Origin of the sequence: Streptomyces sp. NPDC052042 (genome assembly GCF_044548345.1) — a bacterium.
Taxonomy (GTDB): domain Bacteria; phylum Actinomycetota; class Actinomycetes; order Streptomycetales; family Streptomycetaceae; genus Streptomyces.
In genome coordinates, this window is the sequence record NZ_JBIUBU010000004.1 from 329,683 (window position 1) to 351,638 (window position 21,956).

Here is a 21,956-nt window from a genome sequence, read left to right on the forward strand (position 1 = left end):
CGGTCGCGGACCGTGGTGGTCCTGCTCTCAGGCCGTGGTGTCGGACCAGGCGTACGGGGGTGTCACCGGTCCGCTCGCGGGCCCCGCGCCGACCGATTCCAGTTCCCGGTCGGCCGCCCGCATGAGCTGCGCGGCGACGTCCTTCATCGCGCGGCTCGCCGCGAGTTCGTCGCCGATGGCGGGGATGTCCACGTCCTGCGGATTGCAACGGGCGACCCCGTGCCCGACGAGCTTCTCCGAGCCGGTCTCCAGCACCGCCTCGGCCCTGGTCGTGCCGTCCTCCTCGGACAGGCCGACCCGGACGTTCCATTCCAGCGTGCGGGTCATCGCGCACCTCCTGCCACCGCGCGCGGGCCCGGAGCAGCGGACTCGGCGCGGTCTCGCCGTCCCTGTCCTCAGCATCCACCCGTCCGGGCCCGTCCGCGCGTTCCGCTTCGCCCCGCGCACCCGGCCTCACCCTGTGCTCCCGGCGCCGTCCGCCTCACCCGGACGGCGGGGCCCCGTTCCGCTCCGCGGCTCCGGGGGGCCGTGCCGCTCCATCCGCCGCCCCCGGCTCGCCCTGCGGGAAGCACGGGGCCGAAATACGATGCCCGGGTCACTTCCCCCGCATGCGGAGCGGCCCATGGACCGGCGTCGTCCTCCCCCTTCGGCGAGCGCCGGCGAACTGCTCGCCACTCTCCAGCAGCTCACCTCGCGGGCACGCCGTGAGGTGGAGCTGCACCGGGCCCGGGTGGAACTGGCCGAGGCGCTGCAGCGCGGGATGCTGCCCGCGACGCTGCCGGGCCTTCCCGGACTGCGGGCCGCCGCCCGGTACGCACCGGCCCGCAACGGGCTGGACATCGGCGGTGACTGGTACGACGGTTTCAGGCTGCCCGACGGGGCGCTGGCCTTCGCCATCGGGGACGTCCAGGGACATGACGTCGAGGCGGCGGCGTTCATGGGCCAGGTCCGCATCGCGATGCGGGCGATGGCCGCCACCGCCTCGGACCCCGGGGAGATCATGGGACGGACCAACGACCTGTTGCTGTCCGTGGACTCCGGTCTCTTCGCGACCTGCACGTTCGTGCGCCTCGACCCCGTCGCCCGGGAGCTCCGCAGTGCCCGGGCCGGGCACGTGGCCGCCGTCTGGGCCACGGCGGACGGCCGCGCGGGGATCACCTCCGACGAGGGCGGCCCGCCACTGGGCGTCCAGGCCGGGGAACGCTATCCGGTCACCCGGCGGCGGCTGACCGCGCCCGGGGCGTTCGTCCTGCTCACGGACGGCGTGGTCGAAGGCCCCTCGTTCCCGCTGGAGGAGGGCCTGGAGGCCGTGACACGCCTGGTGGCCGCCCGGGTCTCCGCCACGGCCGGCGAGCTGGCGGACGCGGTCCTGGACTCGGCGGAGCGCACCGGGCACGAGGACGACGCGGCCGTTCTCGTCCTGCGCCACGGGGCCCCGCCCGGGCAGAACTGACGACCGGCGGGGGCCGAGCGTGTCAGGGTCGGCCGCCCGTCCGGGCCGGTGTCTGATGAGACGCGTGATCCGCAGCGAGAGAACCAGCCGCACCGCCCGGACCGTCCTGTGCGTCCTGGCCGTGGCCGCCGCCTACTACGCCGCCGGCGGGCTCGGGCTGATCCCCGGGGTGTCCGTCCACGGCGCGGCCGTCACCCCGCTCTGGCCGCCGACGGGCATCGCGCTGAGTGCCCTGATCCATCTGGGCCCCAGAGCCTGGCCCGGCATCGCGCTGGGATCCCTCTGCGTCCTCTCCACGCTCGACGGCTCCGTCTCCCTCCTCACCGGCGCCGTCGTGGCGGGCAACACCCTGGCCCCCGTCTGCTCGTACCTCATGCTCCGCAGAGCCGGCTTCCGCCGGGAGCTGGACCGGCTGCGCGACGGTCTCGCGCTGGTCTTCCTCGGCGCGGTGCCGGGCATGGCCATCAGCGCGACGGTGGGCACCTGCGCCCTGGTGCTGGACGGCGATCTGCCGCTGCACGGGTTCTGGCCGGTGTGGACGGCCTGGTGGTCGGGGGACGCGATGGGCGTGCTGGTCGTCACCCCGCTGGTGCTGGTGCTGCACAGGGCGCGGATGCCCCGGCGCGGCGACCGGTGGGCCGAGGCGAGTGCGCTGGCGGTCGCGGCCGTCGTGGTCTCCTGGGTGGCCACCAGGAGTTCGCTGGAGATGTTGTATCTCGTCTTCCCGCTGCTCGTCTGGGCGGCCCTGAGCTTCCGGCTGGCGGGCAGCGCGCCGTGCGCGTTCCTCGTGTCGGTGATGGCCGCGGTCGCGGGCGCGCAGGGCGTAGGGCCGTTCGAGGGCCACAGCATGCTCCATGTGATGATCAACCTCGCCCTGCTCGACGGTTCCGTGGCCCTGACCTCGCTGCTGCTCGCGGCCGTGGTCACCGAGCAGAGCGACATTCGCCGCAGGATCGAGCACGCCTGCGAGGAGCTGGCCGAGGTGGTGGACCGGCTGGCGCCGGGGAGAGCGGTGGCCTGGCCGCCCCGCGCCGAGGACGAGACCGGCGGGCGCTGAGCCGGCTCTCTCCCGCCCGGGCGCCGCCTCGCGCCCGCCGGACCGGACCCCGACCCGCCGCCCGGACGCTCCCGGGCCCGCGATGGTGCCCCCGGCCCGGGACGCCGATGCCCCGTGCCTCGCGCCCGCGCACCGCGACCCCGGGGCGGTCTCCCGGCAGGCGCCGATCGATGGGATCATGCGACGGACCGTGCACAGAAACGCGCACTATCGGAAACTGACTCGCCCATGTACGCACAGGTGCCCGCAGAACCGGAGACCCGGCACGGAACGGGACGAGTTCCGAGTCGGTGCGCATGTCTGAACTTCACCGGAACTCCAGCGAAATGGCACGTGTGTGGATATCGTGCACCGGGCGAAGGCGCATCCGTCGGTCCCCAGGATCGACGGGTGCGCCCCGTTTATGACGATGCGACTGTGACTGGGGGGTTCATGGGGCATGTCGAGTTATCCGATTCGGACCGATCGGATTCCACGGGGCCTTGGGGGGCACCCCGTCCACGGACCGCCGTGCCGCCGCCTCGGGGCAGGGCACTCGACGGCCCACGGCGGGCGCGGGACGTCGCGCGTGCGCGTCCGGCGCCCGCCGTGGCCGGGAGGCCGGCCCGCTATCGCGCGCCCGCACTCGCCGGTGCCGAGTTCCTCGGGCTCGGGCTCCCGGCGTGGCCGGCCCTGCGGGCCGTCGGAGAACCGCGGGCCGCGGTGGTGGCGGTCGTGGCCGCGCTGGCGTGGGTCTGTGTGCGCGCCGCGCGCGGCCGCTACGCGGACGAACGCACCGGAGGGAACCCGCCGCGGCCGCTGACCACGGTCGGCGACGCGCTGCTGCTCGTGGGCGTGCTCGCCGTGCTCCGGACCGTGACCGCAGACGCGGTCGAACCCTCGGCCGCCCTCGTGGTGCCACTGACCGGCGTGCCGGTGAGCGCGGCACTGCGGTGGCTGCCGCGCGCGGGGCGGCGGCGACGAGCCCTGCGCAGGGTGCTCGTGGTCGGCGAGCCGCTCGGGGTGGAGCGCGCGGTGCGGGTGCTCGGATCAAGAGCCGGCCACCCCTATGAGGTCGTGGCCGCCGTACCGGTGGGGGCCACGCCACTGGACTGCGGGGTGCGGGTGGCCGGGCGGCTCGCCCCGGCGCCCGCCGGGGACGACGCGTCGACGGTCCTGGGCGCGGCCTTCGCCCATGACGCGGACCTGGCCCTGGTGGCCCCCGGGCCGCATCTCTCGGAGGAGCGGCTGTGCCGGCTCTTCTGGGGGCTGCACGACGGCGGGCTCCCCCTGTCCGTGCTGTCGGAGCTCTCGGGCGTCGCGGCCGCGCGGGTGCGGCCCGCCGCGGCGGCCGGGCTGACCCTGCTGCACATCGCCCCGCCGCTGCGACGGGGCCCTCAGATGCTCCTCAAGACCGTCCTGGACCGCGCGGGCGCGGCCCTCGGACTGCTGGTCCTCGCGCCCGTGCTGCTGCTGATCGGCGCGGCGGTGCGGCTGGGCTCGGACGGTCCGGCGCTCCACCGGCAGATCCGCCAGGGGCTGCACAACCGCCCGTTCACGATGTGGAAGTTCCGCACGATGGTGGTGGACGCCGAAGGCCACAAGCACCTGCTGGCGGCGGCGAACGACAGCGACGGCCCGATGTTCAAGATGCGCCGGGACCCGCGGGTGACGAGAATCGGCCGTCTGCTGCGCCGCGCCTCGCTCGACGAACTGCCCCAGTTGGTCAATGTGCTGCGCGGCGACATGTCGCTCGTGGGTCCGCGCCCCCCGCTGCCGGAGGAGGTCTCGCGCTACGACGAGCGCGAGCTGAGACGTCTCGCGGTCCGGCCCGGACTGACCGGGCTGTGGCAGGTCAGCGGACGCTCGGACCTGTCGTGGCAGGAGACCGTCTCCCTGGACCTGTGGTACGTCGACAACTGGTCTCCGGCCACCGACCTAGGGCTCATGGGCCGTACGCTGCGCGCCGTCGCCGACGGGCGCGGGGCCTACTGAGGGGGACGGGCGTCCATGCGTGGATCACGGGGGCGCGGGCCGCGCGGCACGGCCCGGACGAGCGGATCCGGCCCATGGGGCCACCGGCGCGCGGCGGTGGCCCGCCCGGTTCCCCGGACGGGCCGGTCCCGGCAGGTCGGCTCAGCTCCGTGCGGCCGACTGCTCCAGCCACCAGGCGTACGTGCCGGCGATGCCCTCGCGCAAGGGGATCCGCGGCTCGAAACCCAGCGCGGCGAGCCGGGTGGTGTCGAGCAGTTTGCGCGGGGTCCCGTCGGGCTTCGACACGTCCCATGCGACCGTCCCGTGATAGCCCGTCACCTCGCTGACGGTATCGGCGAGTTCGCGGATGGACAGATCCTCCCCGCAGCCGATGTTGACGGGTTCCTCGCCGTCGTAGCGCTCCAGCAGCAGAAGGCAGGCGGCGGCCAGGTCGTCGACGTGCAGGAATTCGCGGCGGGGCCGACCCGACCCCCAGAGCGTGACCGTGGGCGCGCCGTCGCGCCGCGCCTCGTGGAAGCGGCGGATCAGCGCGGGCAGGACATGCGAGGTCTCCAGGTCGAAGTTGTCCCCCGGCCCGTAGAGGTTGGTGGGCATGGCACTGATGTACGGGACGCCGTACTGCCTGCGATAGGACCGGGTCTGCACGACACCGGCGATCTTGGCCAGGGCGTACGCCTCGTTCGTCGGTTCCAGCGGACCGGTGAGCAGGGCGCTCTCGGGGATCGGCTGCGGGGCGTGCCGGGGGTAGATGCAGGACGAGCCGAGGAAGAGCAGCCGCCGGGCCCCGGCGGCGTGCGCCCCGGCGACAACGCTGAGCTGGATGCGCAGGTTGTCCTCGAGGAACTGCACCGGGAAGGTGTCGTTGGCCATGATCCCGCCGACCCTGGCGGCGGCCAGGACCACGGCGTCCGGGCGTGCCTCGCGGAGGAACGCCCCGGTCCGTTCGGCGTCGCGCAGGTCGAGAAGGGCGCGGTCGCGGGTGATCACCTCGTGCCCGGCGGCGGTGAGACGGCGCACCAGTGCCGACCCGACCAGACCGCGGTGGCCCGCGACGAACACACGGGCGGCGGACGGCAGCAGGGAGCGGACGGATTCCTGGGCGGGGCCGGGCGACTCTGTCGTCATGGCTCGGATTGTGCCAGCAGCCGAGCGGCGGGGTGGCGCCGTACCGCGGATCTCCCCCATCGCGGAATACCCGGGGGAGAGCGGCGGGAGAGATCGGTGAGGACCGACAGCCCTTCGGGCGGATCACATGGGGGGACGCATGGCGAAGACCGCGCTCATCACGGGCGTGACGGGACAGGACGGCTCCTACCTGTCCGAGTTACTGCTCGACAAGGGGTACACGGTCCACGGACTGGTACGCCGCTCGTCGAGCTTCAACACGGAGCGGATCGATCACATCTACCAGGGCCCGGAGGAGCCGGACCGGTCGTTCGTCCTGCACCACGCCGACCTGGCCGACGGGGTCGCGCTGGTGAACCTGTTGCGCGACATCCGTCCGGACGAGGTCTACAACCTGGGCGCGCAGTCGCACGTGCGGGTCTCGTTCGACGCCCCGCTGTACACGGGTGACATCACCGGCCTGGGCACCATGCGGCTGCTGGAGGCCGTACGGGCCAGCGGTATCGACACCCGGATCTACCAGGCATCGTCGTCCGAGATGTTCGGCGCCAGCCCGCCGCCGCAGAACGAGCGGACCCCGTTTTATCCGCGCAGCCCGTACAGCGTCGCGAAGGTCTACTCGTACTGGGCGACCGTCAACTACCGTGAGGCCTATGGGATGTTCGCGGTCAACGGAATCCTCTTCAACCACGAGTCCCCGCGCCGCGGCGAGACCTTCGTGACGCGGAAGATCACGCGTGCGGTGGCGAGGATCAAGGCGGGGCTGCAGACCCGCCTCCACCTCGGCAATCTCGACGCGGTGCGCGACTGGGGCTACGCCCCCGAGTACGTGGACGCGATGTGGCGGATGCTCCAGCGCGACACCCCGGACGACTACGTGGTGGCGACCGGCGAGGGCGTCAGCGTCCGGGAGTTCCTGGAGCACGCCTTCGCGCACGCGGGCCTGGACTGGCGCGAGCACGTCCGCTACGACGCCAAGTACGAACGGCCCAGCGAGGTCGACGCGTTGATCGGCGACGCCGCCAAGGCGCGGGAGCTGCTCGGCTGGAAACCGTCCGTGCGGGCACGGGAGCTCGCCGTGATCATGGTCGATGCCGACATCCGCCGGCTCGCCGACGAACTCGCCGGAACGGCCGTGCGGGTGGACCGATGAACCGTCCCGACGCCCTGCCGCGCCCCGCCCCCGGCCGGGGACCGGTCCCCGGCCCGCCCGTCCGGACCGGGGACCGGGACGGCACCACCCCCACCACCACCCGCTTCCCCATGCCGATGACGGGGCGGCCCGGCCCCGCCGACCCAGCGGACGGGGCAGGAATCGCGGCTCCCCGGCCGCGGCCCGTTCTCACCTTCGGAGCTGAATCATGAACGCAACCACGGGGCGCGGACCCGCCGGGCGCCGGCGGACGCGTGCCGGTGTCGCCGCGCTGTGCCTGCTCGCCGGAGCGCTGACCGCCACGGCGTCCGCTGGCTCACCGGCCTCGGCGCTGACTCCCCCGGTCTCGCTGACCGCGGACGACCTCGCCACCTGGCAGACCAACGGCATCGTCTGGTCCATGGCGGCGTCGGACGCCGGTGTCGTCTACGCCGGCGGCACCTTCTCCGCCCTCCGGCCGCCGGGGGCCGAGGCCGGCACCTCGGAGCGGCCCGCGCTGAACTTCGCCGCGTTCGACGCCGCGACCGGTGAACCCACCGGTTGCGAGCTGTCGTTCACCATGTCGTCGGGTACGGCGACCGTACGGGCGCTCGCCCTCTCCCCGGACCAGAAGACCCTGTACGCCGGCGGGCAGTTCGGGGCGGTGAACGGGGTCGGGGTGAGCAACATCGCGGCGGTCGACACGGCGACCTGCACCCCGCGCCAGGACTTCAAGGTGTCCGTCTCCGCGACGGTGCGGGCCCTGGCCGTCACGGCGGACACCGTGTACCTGGGCGGCGACTTCAACAAGGTCGCGGGGCAGACCCGGAACAAGTTCGCCGCGGTCACCACGGCAGCCGCCCTCAAGCCCTGGACGGCCGACGCCGACGAGGTGGGCCGGGCCGTGGAGCTGACCCCCGACGGGGGGCGTGTCCTGCTCGGCGGCAACTTCTTCAAGGTCAACGGCACCAACTCGCACGCCCTGGCCGTGGTGGACGCCGTCACCGGCGCCGTCGTCAAGGGCTACCCGGCCGGTTTCATCCCCGACACCTCCACGGTGCAGGACATCACCACCGACGCCACGGGCTTCTACACCGCCAACGAAGGCACCGGCGCGGGCGTCTTCGACGGCCGGATCGCGCTGAACCTCGGCAACTTCGAGCAGCGCTGGCGCGACACCTGTCTGGGCGCCACCCAGGCCGTCCTCGTCCACCGGGGCGTGCTGTACAGCGGGAGCCACGCCCACGACTGCTCCAGCATGGACGAGTTCCCGGACCAGCCGCGCCGGCATCTGCTGGCCCAGTCCGTGAACGACCCGAAGCTGCTGCCCTGGTTCCCGGACACCAACGACGGCATCGGTGAGCCGGTCGGCCCGCGGGTCATGGCGCAGACCGACAAGGGCGGCCACCACTACCTGTGGGTGGGCGGCGAGTTCACCAGCGTCAACGGGGTCCGCCAGCAGGGTCTGACCCGGTTCGCGGACGGTCCGGACACCGGGGCCCCCTGGGTGCCCAACGTCAGCCTGTCCACGGTCGCCCCCGGCAGGATCGAGGTCAACTGGCAGGCGAGCTTCGACGCCGACGACGGGCAGCTCACCTACCGGATCTACAAGGACGGGGCCACCACCCCGGTCCACACGACGACGGGGTATTCGGTCTTCTGGGACCGCCCCCAGCTGAGGTGGACCGACACCGACGTGGCCCCGGGCGAGACGCACTCCTACCGGATCAGCGCGAGCGACGGCACCAACACCAGCGCCAAGTCACCGGCCGCCTCCGCGACCGTGACCTCCACCGCCGAGAAGTACCCCGCCAGAGTGCTGTCCGACGGCGCCTCGCTGTACTGGCGGTACGACGAGGGATCCTCGACCTTCGCCGCGGACACCGGCTCCGGACGCGACAACGGCTTCCTGCGCAACTCCCCCGCCTACCGGCAGAAGCCGGCCGCGGTCGCGGGTCCCTCGACCGCGATCGGCTTCAACGGTTCGAACCAGTACGCGTACAGCAACCGGCGCCATCCGCAGCCGGCCAGGTTCTCCGTCGAGACCTGGTTCAGGACGACGACGGCCAAGGGCGGGAAGATCATCGGCTTCGGCAACGTGACCATGCAGAACAGCACCCGGTTCGACAAGCACGTCTACATGCGCGACGACGGGCGCCTCGTCTTCGGCGTCTACAGCGGCGGCGCGAAGACCATCGCCACGTCCGACGCCTACAACAACGGCGCATGGCACCATGTCGTCGCCACCCAGGGGGCCGGGGGCACGGCCCTGTACGTGGACGGGAAGCTCCGCGCCTCCAACAGTTCCTACACCGTCAACGAGAACTACAGCGGCTACTGGCGTGTGGGCGGCGACAACCTGAAGAACTGGCCGGGCCAGCCGACGAGCAGCTTCTTCGCCGGGCAGATCGACGAGACCGCCGTCTATCCGACCGCGCTGAGCGCCTCGGCGGTCAGCGCCCACTACGCGCTGAGGACGGGCTGATGACACACCCGCTCCGCACCGGTGCCGCCGCCGTCGTCCTGGCGGCGGTGCTGGCCGCCTGCGGCTCGTCCTCCTCCGGGCGGGAAACGGCGGACGTGGCCGCCGGACCGTCGACGTCCCCGGCTCCGGCCGGGGGCCCGGTGGCCGGTCCGGCCGCCACCGCGTCCCGGGCGCCCGAGCCCGCGCCGAACGAGGACCGGGACGAGGAGCGGCCGAAGCTGCCCACCGCGGAACTCACCCCGGCCACCGGCTCGTTCACCCGGAAGGAGAAGGAGTACCTGACCGACCGGGTGCCCCGGGGCATGGACCCGGCGGCCGTGCTCCAGACCGGTCAGGAGACCTGCGACCGGCTGGCGTTCCTGGTGAAGGCCGATCGGGACACCGCGGTCGGTGCCATCGTGACGGGCGAGATCGCCGACGCCGAACCGACCATCGCACACCTGTGCCCCCGCCGCCGCGATCTGCTGCGGGAGGCCGCGGGCGGGTACCCGGACGGCACCCACGAGGGTGCCGGGCTCCGGCCGGGCCGCTACCGGGGCGCCTCCCCCACCGACTCCTGCACCTGGCAGATCGCCGGGGCCGACGGCGCGGTCCTGGCCTCGGGTTCCACCACCGCGGGGAAACCGGCCCGGATCACCGTCCCGGACACGGCCCGCGCCTTCACCTCCACCGGCTGTTACGCCTGGCTGCCCGAAGGAGGGGCCGGATGAGGAAGCTGCCGATCGCCGTGGCGATCCCGACCAGGAACGAGTCGCTCAACATCGCCGAGGCGGTCCGGTCGGTCCTCGACCACTTCGCGGCGGTCGTCGTCGTCGACTCGCACAGCACCGACGACACGGCGAAGATCGCCGCGGAGTGCGGCGCCGAGGTGATCACGTACACCTGGGACGGCGGCCATCCGCGCAAGAAGCAGTGGTGCCTCGACCACGTCCGCACCGACCTCGACTGGATCCTGCTGCTCGACGGCGACGAGCGGATCAGCCCCGGCCTGCTGGCCGAACTGCGCCGGGAGTTCGCCGATGACGGGGCAGCGAGACCGGCGGCGTACGACATCCCGCTGGGCTACTGGTTCTCCGGAAAGCGGCTGCGGCACGGCTACACCATCCGCAAGCGTTCACTGACCGACCGCACCCGCTGCCACTACCCGGAGGTGGGGGATCTCGACGCGCCGGGCATCGGCGAGGTGGAGGGCCACTACCAACCGGTCGCGGAGTCGGTCCGGGCTCTGCGGAACCCGATCGAGCACCAGGACCTCGACCCGGTCGCCGCCTGGTTCGAGCGGCACAACCGCTACTCCGACTGGGAGGCGTGGCTGGAGCACCACCCGGACGTCAAGGAGCAGGTGCGCAGGGTCAAGTCGCGTCAGGGGCAGCTGTTCCACAAGGCGCCGTTCAAGCCGCTGGTGTCCTTCGTGTACATGTACCTGTACCGGCGGGGGTTCCTGGACGGCCGGGCGGGCTTCGACTTCGCACTGGCGATGAGCTTCTACCGCTGGCAGATCGGGCTCAAATCCCGCCAAACAAAGGCGTCCTGACTCAGCGATTCCTCCGGCGGACCACGTCCTCGTAGGTCCGCCGGAGGGTACGGGTCACCGCCTCGATGGTGAAGTGCTCGTCGACCAGCTTCACGGCGGCCCGCCCGGCCCGTGCGCCGGCCTCCGGTTCGAGGAGCTCCAGGATCGCGCCCGCCACCTTGGAGGCGTTCTTGGCGTCCTCGCCGACCCGGCTGTCGATCACCCGGCCGGCCCCGGCCCGTGCCACGTCGGGCGCGAGGCCGCAGGTGCGGGTGATGACGACGGGCGTGCCCACCGACATCGCCTCGAGGACGGAGACTCCCAGCGGTTCCTCGATCGACGGCAGGACGTACACGTCGGCCCGCCGGTCCGCCGCCAGGACCTCGTCGTGATCCAGCGGGCCCACATGGTCCAGGGAGCCCGTCACCCCGAGTGCGCGGGCGAGTTCGAGCGTCGCGGGCAGTGCGCCGGTGTCGGGCCCGGCCAGCACGAACCGCGCGTCCGGATGCACCGCCAGGACCTCCGGCATGGCGGCGACGAAGTCCTGCGGCCGTTTGCGCTGCTGGATCCGGGCCAGGAAGAGGACCGTCGGTGGCCGGCCCGAGTCGCGGGCGGGCTTGTGCTCCTGCGACCGGACGCCGTTGACCAGCCGCACCGTGCGGGTCGGCGGAACGGGTGCGGCCACCGCGTTCACGTCGAGGCGTTCCGCCTCGGTGAGATGGAGCAACGCGTCCGCCCGGCGCAGCACCCTGCGCACCCCCAGCAGGTCGGTCAGCCGGGCGACCCGGTTCTCGGTCGGGTCGACCATGCCGTGCGTCTGGACGACCAGGGGGGTTCCGGACGCCAGCGCGAGCAGCGCGACGGGCAGGGTCACCAGGTCGCGCATCAGGTGCACGTGGACGAGGTCGGCACCCCGCATCAGGCCGCGGGCGGCGAGCAGCAGCGCGCCGGAGGTGATCCCGCTGACCTCGAACCTCGGCAGCACGTGGCGGGCCCGGAAGAGGTGGGCCGGCACCCCCTCGACCTCATGCGGCAGCGGGCCCGTGAAGCCGTCGCCCAGGGCCATGACGCGGGCGTCGTCGCCCCCGGCCCGCTGGGTCTTCGCGAGGTTGAGCGCCACCCTGGTCGGGCCGCCGAAGGCGTGGTCGGGGGTGTGCAGTGTGACGACGTGCAGGATCTTCACCAGGGTTCCCCCAACCTCGGTCGGCTGCGCACAGAATAGTCGCCCCGATCCTTCAACCGGGTTGATTCGTTAGAGTGTTCACGGTCGGTGGAACGGGGAGCCCATGACGTCCGCGCACGAGACGGAGCCGTCCGCACCCGTGCCGGAACACGGTCCGGAAAGCCGGGTCCGGCCGACGGCGAAGCCTATGTCGTGGGCGATGCTGTCGCGCGCGCTCGCCGTCCCCCTCGTGCTCGCGCTGGTGTGCTTCCTGCCGGCGGTGATCGCCGGGCAGCCGGGCAGCGGTGTCCGTGACACCGCGTACTGGTTGCAGCTCGTGCTGACGTGCTACGCGGGTGCCCGGCTCGGCACCATGATCCTGTCCACCCGGCGGCGGCTGCTGCAGGGCGTCTTCTGGATGTTCGTGTACATCGCGATGGGGGTGGCGCCGTTCGCGCAGGCGGTGATCGGGCAGACCCCCACCCCGCTGGTCGGCCCGCGTTCCGATCTGGTGACGGCCGTCGCCCTGGTCCTGGTCGGCTGCATCGCTTTCGATCTCGGGGCGCTGCTGGCGTCGAGGCGTCCGCTGCGCGAGCGGTTCGCGGCGCGTCCCGAGCGGGATCCGTCCTCCGCTCAACGGGCGCGGCTCAGGCTGCTGGTGCTGCTGGCGTTCGCGGCGAGCGGCTACTACGTCGTGCGGCTCGGCGGGCCCGCGATCTTCTTCAGCAGCCGCCAGGAGATCAGCGCGTCGGTGGCGTTCAGCGGGGTCGGGTCGGACGGCTCCCACGTGGGTCCGGCGCTCCTCAAGGGCTTCGGGACGGTGCCCGCCCTGCTCGCGCTGCTCCTCTACTCCCGTCGGCTGGTGACGTCGCGCCGGGCCCGGCGCACTCCGTCGACGGTGCTGGTGTGGGGTGCGCTGGCGGTGCTCAACGCGGTCGTCAACAACCCGGTGTCCAACGCTCGTTACTGGTTCCTGACGGTCCTGGTGTCGTTGTTGTTCACCGTGTTCCCGAGCAGTTCGGCGATGCACCGGTCGGTGCTGGCGCTGGGGGTGGCCGGGGCGCTGGTGCTGTTCCCGTACGCGGACCGCTTCCGCTACGAGAGCGCGGGGTACCGGCCGATCGAGTCGTCGTCGGTGTTCGAGCCGCTGGCCACGAAGGACTACGACCAGACGGTGATGGTGGCCAACACCGTCACCTGGGTCGGCTCCCGAGGCCACACCTACGGCCACCAACTGGCGGGCTCCGCCCTGTTCTTCGTGCCCCGGTCGGTGTGGAGCGGCAAGCCGGAGGACACGGGGGTGCGGGTCGGCCAGTGGATGGGGATGAGCATGACCAACCTGTCGGCGCCGCTGTGGGCCGAGCTCTGGGTGGATTTCGGGGTGATAGGCATGGCCGGGGGGTTCGCGTTGATCGGGTACGCCGCCGCGCGCACCGACCGGCGCTACGCGCGTGCGGTTTCCGGGGCCGGGCCCGGCGGGGCGGCGGCCGTCGTCGTGCCGCTGGTCGCAGGGTACGCCTTCATCCTGTTGCGCGGCCCGCTGCTGCAGGCCATGGGGAAGCCGGCGATCGCGGTGCTCTGCCTGCTGCTGGTCGCCGGTGTCAGGGGCCGGGCCGCGCGTCGCCCGCGCTGAGGGGGCCGGGTGACGCGACGGCGCGGCGACGCAGCCGTGCCACCCTGGTCCAGGTGGCAGCCGCCTTGCAGACGGACCCCAGGCACAGGCCCCAGGCCGCGCCCGGAATCCCGCCGAGTGCGTAGCCGCCGGTGAGGAACACGACGGTGACGAGCGAGAACACCACCTGGACGGGGAGGGTGGTGCGGGGGTCGAGCGTGCGCAGCGCCAGCAGCCCGCAGGTGCCGACGGCCATCGCCGCGTACTGGCTGCCGGTCGCCGGGAGCAGCGCCGCGGCGGCGGGCCAGGTGTCGCCGAGCAGCCTGCGGCCGGCTCCGTCCGGCAGCAGGGCCGACGCGGTGGCCCAGAGCACGGCGGTCCCGGCCAGCACGGCGGCGAGTACCGCCGTGGCGCGGACCCGGTGGCGGGCCGAGGGGAGCCGCCCGAGCAGCGGCGGGCCGAACCCGGTGGCCGAGCCGAACAGCACGTTCAGCGGCCCGAAGAGGGTGGTCGCGCCGCGCAGGGCCCCGACGACCAGCGGGTCGCCGACGGCGCCGAGGCCGAGCACGGACAGCTGACCGGTGGCGTTCCCCACCCCGAACTCCACCACGAAGCGCCGCCCGAGGTGGCCGCGTCGCAGCAGTTCTCCGGGCCGGGACGGGGTTCCGGCCGTGGTGCGGTGCAGCAGCACGGCCGAGAACAGCAGGGCGGGCAGTGCGGACAGGCCCCAGACGAGGACGAGCCGGGCGGCCGGGGTGCCGTGGGGCTGTGCGGCGAGCGCGCCGAGCGCGCAGACCAGTCTGAGGGTGTCGCCCGCCAGGGCGAGGTGGGGCAGGTGGAGGGTGGAGAAGGCGTAGCGCGCGGCGTCCTGTCCGAGCACCACCGGCAGGACGAGCCCCAGCACCGCCAGGGCGCGGGCGGTGGCCCCGGGCAGCGGCAGGCAGACGGCGGCGAGCGGGAGGCCCAGCGCGGCGGCGGCGAGCAGGGTGAAGGCGAGTGCCGACCGGCAGGCGCCGCGCACCTCGTCGCCTCCGCCGCGCCGCAGCACCAGCGGTTGCCCGGTGTGGGCGCCGGACACGCCCAGCAGCACCGTGAAGACGAGGTAGACCGCCGAGAACCGGGCGAATTCGGCGGCGGTGGAGAGCCGGGCGGCCACCACCAGCACCAGGATGTTGGTGAGTGCCGCCACGCCCTGGTCCGCGACCGAGCAGACGATCGCGGCGCGTGCCCTCATCCGCGTCCCGCGGTGGGGTCGAAGGCGCGCAGGCCCAGTGTGTCGGCCGGATCGCCGGCGTGCTCGGGGCCGTTGCGTCCGCCGCGGCCCGGTGCGGGGCCGGACCGTTCGGCCGGCGTGCGGCGCCGGGCGGCCTTCTCGCGGGCCCGGCGTTCGCGGCGGGTCCGGGCGGGGTGCAGCAGGGCGCCGAGGACGGTGCCGCCGGCCGCCTCGACGATCTCGCGGATCCGTTCCAGGTCGCTGCGGTGGACCTCCCGCGCGTCGCAGACCACCAGGACGCCCGGCACCCGGTCGATCAGGGCGACGGCGTCGGCGTACGAGAGCACCGGCGGGGCCGGTACGACGACGACGGCGCCCGGCCGGTCCGCCTCGTCGGTGATGCGGCCCACCGGTACGGAGGTCAGGGCGCGTGCCACGTTGTCCGTCCGCCGTCCCGCGATCAGGGTGAAGGCTCCCGACCCGGGCACGTCCACGTTCATCCGGCTGTCTGAGGGCCAGGGCAGCGGGCCTCGCGTCATGCGGCCGGGCCCGGGCCCCTGCACGGCCGGGCCGAGGTCCGCGGCCAGGGAAGGGGCGCGCAGATCGGCTTCGAGCAGGATGACGTCCCGTCCCATCTCGGCGAAGGCGGCGGCCAGGTTGGCCGCGGCGGCCACGGCCGCGCCGCCGTCCCCGCGCGGTGCCGTGACCAGGAGTTTGCGGCGCCGGGCGAACGAGGGGTCGTAGGCGAGCCGGAAGGCGACCGCCCGGTACTCCTCGGCGAGCCGGCTCCCGCCGCGGCCGACGGCGAGCAGGGTGCCCGACGGCGCCCGTTCCCTCGGGAGGGTGCCGAGCAGGGGGGCGCCGAGCGAGCGGACGAGTTCCCGGGTGGAGCGCACGGCCGGGTCGAAGACCAGCCGCACCCAGGACAGCAGCAGTCCCAGGGCGAGCCCGACGACACCGCCGAGTCCCAGCAGCAGGGGCAGCCCCGCGCCGCTGGGGCCGGTGGGCTCGGCCGGTTGCTTCGTCACATAGCCGGGGGTGGTGTCCAGGGCGCGCAACTCGGAGATCTTGCGGTTGAGTTCGGAGATGGTCACCAGGAGGCCGGCCCGGGCACCGGCCGCCTCACCGCTGCCCGCGGCCTGCCCCGCCAGTTGGTCGCGCTGTTCGGTGAGCGGGGCGAGCTGGGCGCGGTAGCCGTCGACCATGTTGGCGATGCTGTTCTCGGTGCGCTGCCGGCGGATCTCCAGGTAGGCGTCGGCGAGGGACTGGGCCCGTGCCCGCGCCTGGTCGGGGCTGCGGCCGGTGTAGGCGAAGCGGAGCACGAGGGTGTTCGGCGGGTTGGTGACCTGGAGGCCCTTCAGCAGCGGTCTCGCCTGGACCGGGTCGCCGCCCCGGGCGAGAGTCCTGGCGGCCAGTGTGCCGACGGTGTCGCTGACCGCGGTCTGCCGTTCGGAGCCGATGTTGATCCCCTTGTCGGCGGAGGCGCCCGCGGCGAAGGGGTCGGAGGTGGCGGAGCGCACGACCACCTCGCCGGTCGAGGTGTAGCTCTTCTCGCCGCTCAGGGCGAGCCAGCCGCCGCCGAGCAGCCCGGCGGCCACGCCCGTGGCGAGCAGCGTCCGGTAGCGCAGCAGCTGGCGGAACTGGTCCCGCAGCAGTTCCGGTTCGTCCTGGTCGTCCAGGGCGCGGATCGGGTGGGTCATCGGCGTGGTCTCCCTTGTGCGTCCGCGAGGGCCTCGGTGAGCAGGGCGTCGAAGCGGGCCAGGGCGGCCTCCCGGCCCAGGTGCCTGGCGACGTGGCGCGGTCCGTTGGCACCGAGGGCGGCGGCCCGCGCGGGTGCCTCGACGAGTTCGCGTACGGCCGACAGCAGCGCGGCGGGGTCCTCGGGGGCGACGAGGACGCCCGCCCCGGACCGCTGGACCTCCTGGGCGGTGCCTCCCCCTTCGGCGACCGAGGCGACGACCGGGCGGCCGGAGACGAAGTAGGAGGTGAGTTTGGACGGGACGCTCATGTCGAGCACGGACGCCCGCTGTGTCACGGCGAGGACGTCGGCGGCGGCGAGGACGTCGGTGAAGTCGCGGGCGTCGGCGGGCGGCAGGAAGTCGAGGTTGCGCAGGCCGGCCGCGCGCTCGCGCAGCGCCCCGCGCCTGCTCCCGTCACCCATGAGCACGACGCGGACGTCCGGGGCGAGGCGTGCCGCGTCCACGAGGACCTCCAGGCCCTGTTTGAGCCCCATGTTGCCGGAGTGCAGGATCACGGGGACGTCCTCGTCCCAGCCGAGCCGCGCCCGGGTGGCCCGCCGGTCGGCCGAGGGTACCGGTACGTGCGACCAGTTGGGCACGACGCGGATGCGGCCGGGGTCCACGCCGTACCCGGCGACGCGCGGGACGAAGCTCTCGTGGATGACCCCGACGAGGGCGGCGCGGCGCAGCACGTGGGATTCGGCCGCCGCGGCGACCGCCGCCGCCCGGCCGCCGCCCCTGATCCCGCTCTGCTCGGCGGCGGCCCCCATCAGGTCCTGCACCACCGGCAGGTACGGGACGCGGTGGCGATGGGCCAGCCGGGCCCCGAGGACACCGCCGGCGAGGCTGGGCATCTGGGAGACCACCGCGTCCGGCGGGCGCGGAACGGCCGGCGGCAGCAGGCCGTGGGCGAGCACCGATGCCTCGAACGCGCCCCTGCGTAATGCGGTCTGGCGGGACGGCACATAGTGTCTGCGCCGGTGGACGAGGACTCCGGCCCGCCGCTCGGTGACCCGCCACACACCGCGGTAGCCTTCCTCGGTCCGCCATGCCGGGTAGTGCGGCATCCCGGTCAGCACATGGGTCTCGGCCCCGGACGCGGCCCAGTGCTCTGCCAGTTGAGCGGCGTAGGGGCCGATCCCCGTCTCCTCCGGCGCGTAGTTCGTCGAGACGACCAGCAGTGTGCGGCCCTCCCACGCTGGATGACCGTCGGTTTCGGACATGGGTGTTCGCCTTCCCCCCGGATGTCTCCGTGCCCCGTGGAACACTCCCAAAAGCGAGCTTATCCGTTCACGGGATGAGCAACTGTTCTTCACAGTAAGGTCGTTGCTCCATCAACACCGATACCGGATTCCCGTGGCACCGGGCGGCACGCCCGAGCGACCACCACGGGAACGGAAGATCGTGTTCACCGTGGGGGGAGAGAACGGATGGTGTACAGGGTCGGCTACGCGCCGGGGGTCTACGACCTCTTCCACATAGGGCACCTCAACATCCTGCGGCACGCCCGCAACCGCTGCGACTACCTCGTCGCGGGGGTCGTCTCGGACGAGATGGCCGCACGCGCCAAGGGCCACGAGCCGGTGATCCCGCTGCGGGAGCGGCTGGAGATCGTGCGCAGCGTCCGCTATGTGGATGCCGCGTTCGTCGAGACCGTGCCCGACAAGGTCGAGACCTGGCGCCAGGTCAGGTTCGACGTCATCTTCAAGGGGGACGACTGGCGGGACACGGAGAAGGGCAAACGGCTGGAGCGCGACTTCGCCGAGGTCGGCGTCGACGTCGTCTACTTCCCGTACACCGTGCACACCTCCAGCACCCAGCTGCGCCGGGTGCTGGACACGCTGGTCAGTCCGGAGCCCGGAACGCTCTCAGCTCCCTGAACCACTTGACGAGGAACAGCGCCAGGAAGAGGGCGTGCACGGCACCGAGCGCCGCGTATCCGAGGCGGAACGCGGTCTGGTCGCCCAGCAACAGGAACACCAGGCAGAACACCCCGTAGTCGGCGGGCAGCAGCGCCACGGCCCGTACGCGGGAGATCCGGCCCGGGGCGCCGCCGCCCGCCTCGGACCGGCCCGCCGCCCGGCCCAGTTGTTCGCGCAGCAGCCCGGCGCAGAAGGTCAGCACGGCGGCGAACAGGAAGCCCGGAGGCAGGAGCAGCCATCCCTCGGACGGGAGGTCGAAGAACCGCCAGAACGAGATCAGCACCCCGGTGTGCACCAGGATCATCTTGGCGCAGTCCACGACGTGGTCCAGCCATTCGCCGTCCGGGCCGCCCCGTCCGGTCAGCCTGGCCAGCTGGCCGTCGGCCGAGTCGAGCGCGAAGCCGATCACGAGCCCCGCGTACACCATGGCCCCCAGTTCCCAGGACGGCCGGGAGAGCGCCACCGAGGCGATGGAGGCGAAGGTGAACAGTGCGCTGATCAGGGTTACTTGATTGGGTGTCAGCCCCATACGGAAGGCGCCCGCCGCGAACAGCCGGCCCAACGGCCGGTTCACGTGGCGCGAGTACAGCGACACCCCCTTGGCCGTCTTCTGCGCGCCGCGCAGCTCGCGCAGGACCGTACCCGTGCCTCCCATACGCCCCCCAGCGTGTCTCCGGCACCGGCGGAGGTCCGCGGTACCGCCATCCCGCCCGCATCATGGCACGCGGGGCACGGCGCGCGCGGGGAGTCGACGGCACCGGCCGGGAGATCCGCGTCCTGCGGCGAGCGACCGGTGCGGGCCCGTCGCCGAGCCGGAGCCCGCGTCCGGGGGACCCGGGCGACGGGCTCCCCCGGCGGGTCCTCCGGTGCTCAGGAGGACTCGGTGCGGCACTCCGGGTGGCCCCAGCCGTTCGGGGACTTCGCGATCATCTCCTGTGCCGCGTACGGCTTTCCGCAGTGGCAGCGGCCCGCGTACCTGGCCCGGATGGTGCCGCCGGAGCGCCCGGAGCGGGCCGTGCCGGACGCCTTCCGCGCCGGGGTGCGTCCGCTCCGTCCCTCGGTCGCCCGCGCGGGGGCGGGGGACGGGAACCCGGTGGCGCCGTGCGCCGTGCCGTCCGGCCGCTGGCTCGCCGCCGCCTCGCTCGCCGCCTGGTCGGCGAGGGCGTTCAGCGGGTCGCCGTCCACCCGGTGCGCGGCGACGTGGACGAACCTCACGGACCGGTCCTGGAGCAGTTCGTCGATGCGCATCACCAGCTCGCGGTTGGCCACCGGCTTCCCGGCCGATGTCTTCCATCCGTTGCGCTTCCACCCCGGGAGCCACTTCGTCACCGCGTTCATCGCGTATTGCGAGTCCATCCGCACCTCGATCGCGACGGCCGGTTCCGTCGACTCCAGCAGTTCGCGCAGCGCGGTGAGTTCGGCGACGTTGTTGGTGGCGGTGCCCAGCGGGCCCGCTTCCCAGCGCCGCGGCCGTCCTTGCGCATCGGCCACGACCCACGCCCAGGCGGCGGGTCCGGGATTGCCCTTCGATGCGCCGTCACACGCGGCGATGATGCTCTCGTTCATGTCCCCGATCATGCCAGCGCACGGCGCCCTCCCCTCCTCCCCCGGCGTACGGCGGCGCCTCTCGCCCGGTCCCGCGCGGCGAGGCCCGGCGCGATGCGCTCACGGCGAGGGCGCCTCGGGATCGCGCCGCCGCGGCACGCACCTGGCGGCGGCGCCTGGACGCACGGGGTGGGTGCGCGGCACCTGGTCCGCGCCCCGTAGGCTCTGCCCCATGAACGCCGGGGGGCCTGCGCGCCGTGTGATCGACGACCGTTTCGAGCTGGTGCACAGGCTCGGCAGCGGGGGCATGGGCATGGTGTGGCGGGCCCGCGACCTGGCGCTGCGCCGCGATGTGGCGCTCAAGGAGGTACGGCCCCCGGATCCGGCGCTCATGGAGAACGACCCGGGCGCGGCCCGGCTGCTGCGCGAGCGGGTGCTGCGCGAGGCGCGGGCGCTGGCCCGCCTCGATCACCCCGGTGTGGTCACGGTCCATCACATCGTCGACGGCGGCGACCACGCCTACCCGTGGATCGTGATGGAGCTGGTTCCGGGCATGTCGCTGGCGGAACGTCTCGCCGAGGGCCCGCTCGCCCCCGCGGAGGCCGCCCGGATCGGCCGCGGGGTGCTTTCGGCGCTGCGTGCCGCCCACGCCGCAGGCATCCACCACCGAGACGTCAAGCCCGCCAACGTACTGCTGCGCCCGGACGGCAGCCCGGTGCTCACGGACTTCGGCATCGCCGCGATCCGCGAGTCCACCAGTCTGACGACGACCGGCTCCGTGATCGGCTCGCCCGACTACATGGCACCCGAGCGGATCCGCGGTGAGGAGGGCGATCCCTCGTCGGACCTGTGGTCGCTGGCCATGATGCTGTACGTGGCCGTCGAGGGCCGGCATCCGCTGCGCAAGGCGAGCACGTTGGCCACGCTGGCCGCCGTGCTCGACGAGGAGATCCCGCCGCCCCGGCAGGCCGGAGCGCTGGCCCCGGTGCTGAGCACCGTGCTGACCCGGGACACAGCCGCACGGCCGGGCGCGGAGGAACTGGACCGGATGCTCGCGGCGGTCGCCGAGCCGGCGGACGAGCCGGTTGCCCCGGTGGACGAGCCGCTGGGCGGGCCCGCGGCCCCGCCCCGGAGCCCCGTACCGCCGCAGAGCCCCTCCGCGGCGGTACGTGACTCGGTACCGCCGCGTCACGCACCGAGCACACCGCAGGACGCCGTGCCGCCCGGTCATGGGCCGAACGGCCCGACGACCGTGCTCCCCGCACCCGCCGCCGCACCCGAGCCGCCGCGGCCCGCGCCGTTGGGCGAGCACGAGGTCCGCCGCCGGGTGCGCCGGGGCCGGGCCGCGGCGATCTCGGCGGCTCTCGCGGGAACCGCCCTGACCGGTGCCCTCGTGTGGGCGCTGCTGCCCACCCCTGGCACCGGCGCCACCTCGGACACCGGCGCCACCGCCGGCACGGCATCCGCCCCGGCCCGTCCCTCGGGCACCCCGTCCGCCGGCCCGGCGAAGAAGAAGGACGAGGCGAAGGGCGCGGCGGAGACGGACGAGGCGGGGAAGGGGAACCTGTTGACGCCGGACGGGGCCCGGTCCGTCATCGCCGCGCTCGAACGGGTCACGGGCAGCAGCCGGGTCACTTCCTTCACGCTGTACGAGGACCTCGCGCGGATCGAGGCCCCGGTGAAGACCGACGCGAACCTGTACGACGTCTACACGTACCGGGACGGCGAGGTGACCCGTGACCGGGCCGGCGGCACGCTCATGCCGAAGGACAAGGCGGTGGATCTGAAGAAGTTCGACTGGGACGCGCTCCCGGCGCTGATCCGCCGTGCGGACAAGGAACTGCACATCACCAAGCCCACCAATCACTACGTGGATGTCGACCCTGCCTCGCCGTTCGACGGCTACCAGCCGACCTTCAGCTTCTACGTCTCCGACGAGTACGGCGGCGCGTATCTGCGGGCCGACGTGCGCGGCACGGTGCTCGCGCGGTACCCGCGCGGCGGCTGACGGGCCCGGCCCACCG

18 protein-coding genes are annotated in these 21,956 nt (G+C 73.5%); 10 read left to right on the forward strand and 8 right to left on the reverse strand.

Going from position 1 to position 21,956, the window contains the following annotated elements:
* Nucleotides 1-27: 27 nt before the first annotated feature.
* Nucleotides 28-327: a DUF1876 domain-containing protein gene (locus tag ACIHCL_RS10930; protein WP_399859634.1), complete on the reverse strand. Its 300-nt coding sequence runs from the start codon at nt 325-327 to the stop codon at nt 28-30.
* 295 nt (nt 328-622) lie between these two features.
* Here ACIHCL_RS10930 and ACIHCL_RS10935 point away from each other — a divergent pair, with 295 nt between their 5' ends.
* From ACIHCL_RS10935 to ACIHCL_RS10945, 3 genes are all read left to right on the forward strand, one after another.
* Nucleotides 623-1,453: a PP2C family protein-serine/threonine phosphatase gene (locus tag ACIHCL_RS10935; protein ID WP_399859636.1), complete on the forward strand. Its 831-nt coding sequence runs from the start codon at nt 623-625 to the stop codon at nt 1,451-1,453.
* Between the two features lie 64 nt (nt 1,454-1,517).
* Nucleotides 1,518-2,510 (forward strand): MASE1 domain-containing protein, encoded by a 993-nt coding sequence (locus ACIHCL_RS10940; RefSeq protein ID WP_399859639.1) that lies wholly within the window; start codon nt 1,518-1,520, stop codon nt 2,508-2,510.
* A 432-nt stretch (nt 2,511-2,942) separates the two neighbouring features.
* Nucleotides 2,943-4,484 (forward strand): sugar transferase, encoded by a 1,542-nt coding sequence (locus ACIHCL_RS10945; RefSeq protein WP_399859835.1) that lies wholly within the window; start codon nt 2,943-2,945, stop codon nt 4,482-4,484.
* Nucleotides 4,485-4,625: 141 nt separating this feature from the next.
* Here the strand turns inward: ACIHCL_RS10945 and ACIHCL_RS10950 are convergent, their stop codons facing one another.
* A complete protein-coding gene (locus ACIHCL_RS10950; protein WP_399859642.1) occupies nt 4,626-5,609 on the reverse strand; it encodes a GDP-L-fucose synthase family protein in 984 nt (327 codons plus the stop codon).
* A 139-nt stretch (nt 5,610-5,748) separates the two neighbouring features.
* On the opposite strand from ACIHCL_RS10950, the gene gmd reads away from it, so the two are divergent.
* From gmd to ACIHCL_RS10970, 4 genes are all read left to right on the forward strand, one after another.
* Nucleotides 5,749-6,762, forward strand: coding sequence for a GDP-mannose 4,6-dehydratase (gene gmd, locus ACIHCL_RS10955; RefSeq protein ID WP_399859644.1), 1,014 nt, complete (start codon nt 5,749-5,751; stop codon nt 6,760-6,762).
* Nucleotides 6,763-6,970: 208 nt separating this feature from the next.
* On the forward strand, nt 6,971-9,226 hold the full coding sequence (locus ACIHCL_RS10960; RefSeq protein ID WP_399859647.1) for a LamG-like jellyroll fold domain-containing protein: 2,256 nt from the start codon (nt 6,971-6,973) through the stop codon (nt 9,224-9,226).
* Nucleotides 9,226-9,936 (forward strand): hypothetical protein, encoded by a 711-nt coding sequence (locus tag ACIHCL_RS10965; protein ID WP_399859650.1) that lies wholly within the window; start codon nt 9,226-9,228, stop codon nt 9,934-9,936. The genes ACIHCL_RS10960 and ACIHCL_RS10965 overlap by 1 nt, the downstream gene beginning before the upstream one ends.
* Nucleotides 9,933-10,760 (forward strand): glycosyltransferase family 2 protein, encoded by an 828-nt coding sequence (locus ACIHCL_RS10970; RefSeq protein WP_399859653.1) that lies wholly within the window; start codon nt 9,933-9,935, stop codon nt 10,758-10,760. The genes ACIHCL_RS10965 and ACIHCL_RS10970 overlap by 4 nt, the downstream gene beginning before the upstream one ends.
* Before the next feature lies 1 nt (nt 10,761).
* On the opposite strand, the gene ACIHCL_RS10975 is transcribed toward ACIHCL_RS10970, so the two are convergent.
* A complete protein-coding gene (locus tag ACIHCL_RS10975; protein WP_399859655.1) occupies nt 10,762-11,922 on the reverse strand; it encodes a glycosyltransferase in 1,161 nt (386 codons plus the stop codon).
* A 103-nt stretch (nt 11,923-12,025) separates the two neighbouring features.
* Here ACIHCL_RS10975 and ACIHCL_RS10980 point away from each other — a divergent pair, with 103 nt between their 5' ends.
* Nucleotides 12,026-13,534 carry a hypothetical protein gene (locus tag ACIHCL_RS10980; protein ID WP_399859658.1) on the forward strand — a complete coding sequence of 503 codons (1,509 nt, stop codon included), beginning with the start codon at nt 12,026-12,028 and terminating at the stop codon, nt 13,532-13,534.
* Here ACIHCL_RS10980 and ACIHCL_RS10985 read toward each other — a convergent pair.
* Genes ACIHCL_RS10985 through ACIHCL_RS10995 form a run of 3 tightly spaced genes read right to left on the reverse strand, consistent with a single transcriptional unit; the run spans nt 13,503 to nt 17,688 of the window.
* On the reverse strand, nt 13,503-14,747 hold the full coding sequence (locus ACIHCL_RS10985) for a hypothetical protein (protein ID WP_399859661.1): 1,245 nt from the start codon (nt 14,745-14,747) through the stop codon (nt 13,503-13,505). The genes ACIHCL_RS10980 and ACIHCL_RS10985 overlap by 32 nt on opposite strands.
* Entirely contained in the window at nt 14,744-16,426 is a 1,683-nt protein-coding gene (locus tag ACIHCL_RS10990; protein ID WP_399859664.1) for a lipopolysaccharide biosynthesis protein, read from the reverse strand. Before ACIHCL_RS10990 ends, ACIHCL_RS10985 begins: the two co-directional genes overlap by 4 nt.
* A complete protein-coding gene (locus ACIHCL_RS10995) occupies nt 16,423-17,688 on the reverse strand; it encodes a glycosyltransferase (protein ID WP_399859665.1) in 1,266 nt (421 codons plus the stop codon). Before ACIHCL_RS10995 ends, ACIHCL_RS10990 begins: the two co-directional genes overlap by 4 nt.
* Before the next feature lie 207 nt (nt 17,689-17,895).
* Between ACIHCL_RS10995 and ACIHCL_RS11000 the strand changes: the two genes are divergently transcribed.
* Nucleotides 17,896-18,345, forward strand: coding sequence for an adenylyltransferase/cytidyltransferase family protein (locus ACIHCL_RS11000; RefSeq protein WP_399859668.1), 450 nt, complete (start codon nt 17,896-17,898; stop codon nt 18,343-18,345).
* On the opposite strand, the gene ACIHCL_RS11005 is transcribed toward ACIHCL_RS11000, so the two are convergent.
* Together ACIHCL_RS11005 and ACIHCL_RS11010 are read right to left on the reverse strand one after the other, a co-directional pair.
* Complete coding sequence (locus ACIHCL_RS11005; RefSeq protein ID WP_399859670.1) at nt 18,311-19,042, reverse strand: CDP-alcohol phosphatidyltransferase family protein; 732 nt, start codon at nt 19,040-19,042, stop codon at nt 18,311-18,313. The two genes, ACIHCL_RS11000 and ACIHCL_RS11005, sit on opposite strands and share 35 nt — an antisense overlap.
* A 215-nt stretch (nt 19,043-19,257) precedes the next feature.
* Nucleotides 19,258-19,953: a ribonuclease H gene (locus ACIHCL_RS11010; RefSeq protein ID WP_399859673.1), complete on the reverse strand. Its 696-nt coding sequence runs from the start codon at nt 19,951-19,953 to the stop codon at nt 19,258-19,260.
* Between the two features lie 211 nt (nt 19,954-20,164).
* Between ACIHCL_RS11010 and ACIHCL_RS11015 the strand changes: the two genes are divergently transcribed.
* The gene (locus tag ACIHCL_RS11015; protein WP_399859676.1) at nt 20,165-21,940 is read left to right on the forward strand and encodes a protein kinase; all 1,776 of its coding nucleotides are present in this window, start codon (nt 20,165-20,167) and stop codon (nt 21,938-21,940) included.
* Nucleotides 21,941-21,956: the final 16 nt, after the last annotated feature.

Bases quoted from the DNA above. Each gene is read 5' to 3' on its own strand.
- ACIHCL_RS10935 (WP_399859636.1), top strand. From the start codon at position 623: ATGGACCGGCGTCGTCCTCCCCCTTCGGCGAGCGCCGGCGAACTGCTC.
- ACIHCL_RS10995 (WP_399859665.1), bottom strand. From the start codon at position 17,688: ATGTCCGAAACCGACGGTCATCCAGCGTGGGAGGGCCGCACACTGCTG.
- ACIHCL_RS11005 (WP_399859670.1), bottom strand. From the start codon at position 19,042: ATGGGAGGCACGGGTACGGTCCTGCGCGAGCTGCGCGGCGCGCAGAAG.
- ACIHCL_RS10950 (WP_399859642.1), bottom strand. From the start codon at position 5,609: ATGACGACAGAGTCGCCCGGCCCCGCCCAGGAATCCGTCCGCTCCCTG.
- gmd (WP_399859644.1), top strand. From the start codon at position 5,749: ATGGCGAAGACCGCGCTCATCACGGGCGTGACGGGACAGGACGGCTCC.
- ACIHCL_RS10965 (WP_399859650.1), top strand. From the start codon at position 9,226: ATGACACACCCGCTCCGCACCGGTGCCGCCGCCGTCGTCCTGGCGGCG.
- ACIHCL_RS11010 (WP_399859673.1), bottom strand. From the start codon at position 19,953: ATGAACGAGAGCATCATCGCCGCGTGTGACGGCGCATCGAAGGGCAAT.
- ACIHCL_RS10980 (WP_399859658.1), top strand. From the start codon at position 12,026: ATGACGTCCGCGCACGAGACGGAGCCGTCCGCACCCGTGCCGGAACAC.
- ACIHCL_RS10945 (WP_399859835.1), top strand. From the start codon at position 2,943: ATGGGGCATGTCGAGTTATCCGATTCGGACCGATCGGATTCCACGGGG.
- ACIHCL_RS10990 (WP_399859664.1), bottom strand. From the start codon at position 16,426: ATGACCCACCCGATCCGCGCCCTGGACGACCAGGACGAACCGGAACTG.
- ACIHCL_RS10960 (WP_399859647.1), top strand. From the start codon at position 6,971: ATGAACGCAACCACGGGGCGCGGACCCGCCGGGCGCCGGCGGACGCGT.
- ACIHCL_RS11015 (WP_399859676.1), top strand. From the start codon at position 20,165: ATGAACGCCGGGGGGCCTGCGCGCCGTGTGATCGACGACCGTTTCGAG.
- ACIHCL_RS10985 (WP_399859661.1), bottom strand. From the start codon at position 14,747: ATGAGGGCACGCGCCGCGATCGTCTGCTCGGTCGCGGACCAGGGCGTG.
- ACIHCL_RS11000 (WP_399859668.1), top strand. From the start codon at position 17,896: ATGGTGTACAGGGTCGGCTACGCGCCGGGGGTCTACGACCTCTTCCAC.
- ACIHCL_RS10970 (WP_399859653.1), top strand. From the start codon at position 9,933: ATGAGGAAGCTGCCGATCGCCGTGGCGATCCCGACCAGGAACGAGTCG.
- ACIHCL_RS10930 (WP_399859634.1), bottom strand. From the start codon at position 327: ATGACCCGCACGCTGGAATGGAACGTCCGGGTCGGCCTGTCCGAGGAG.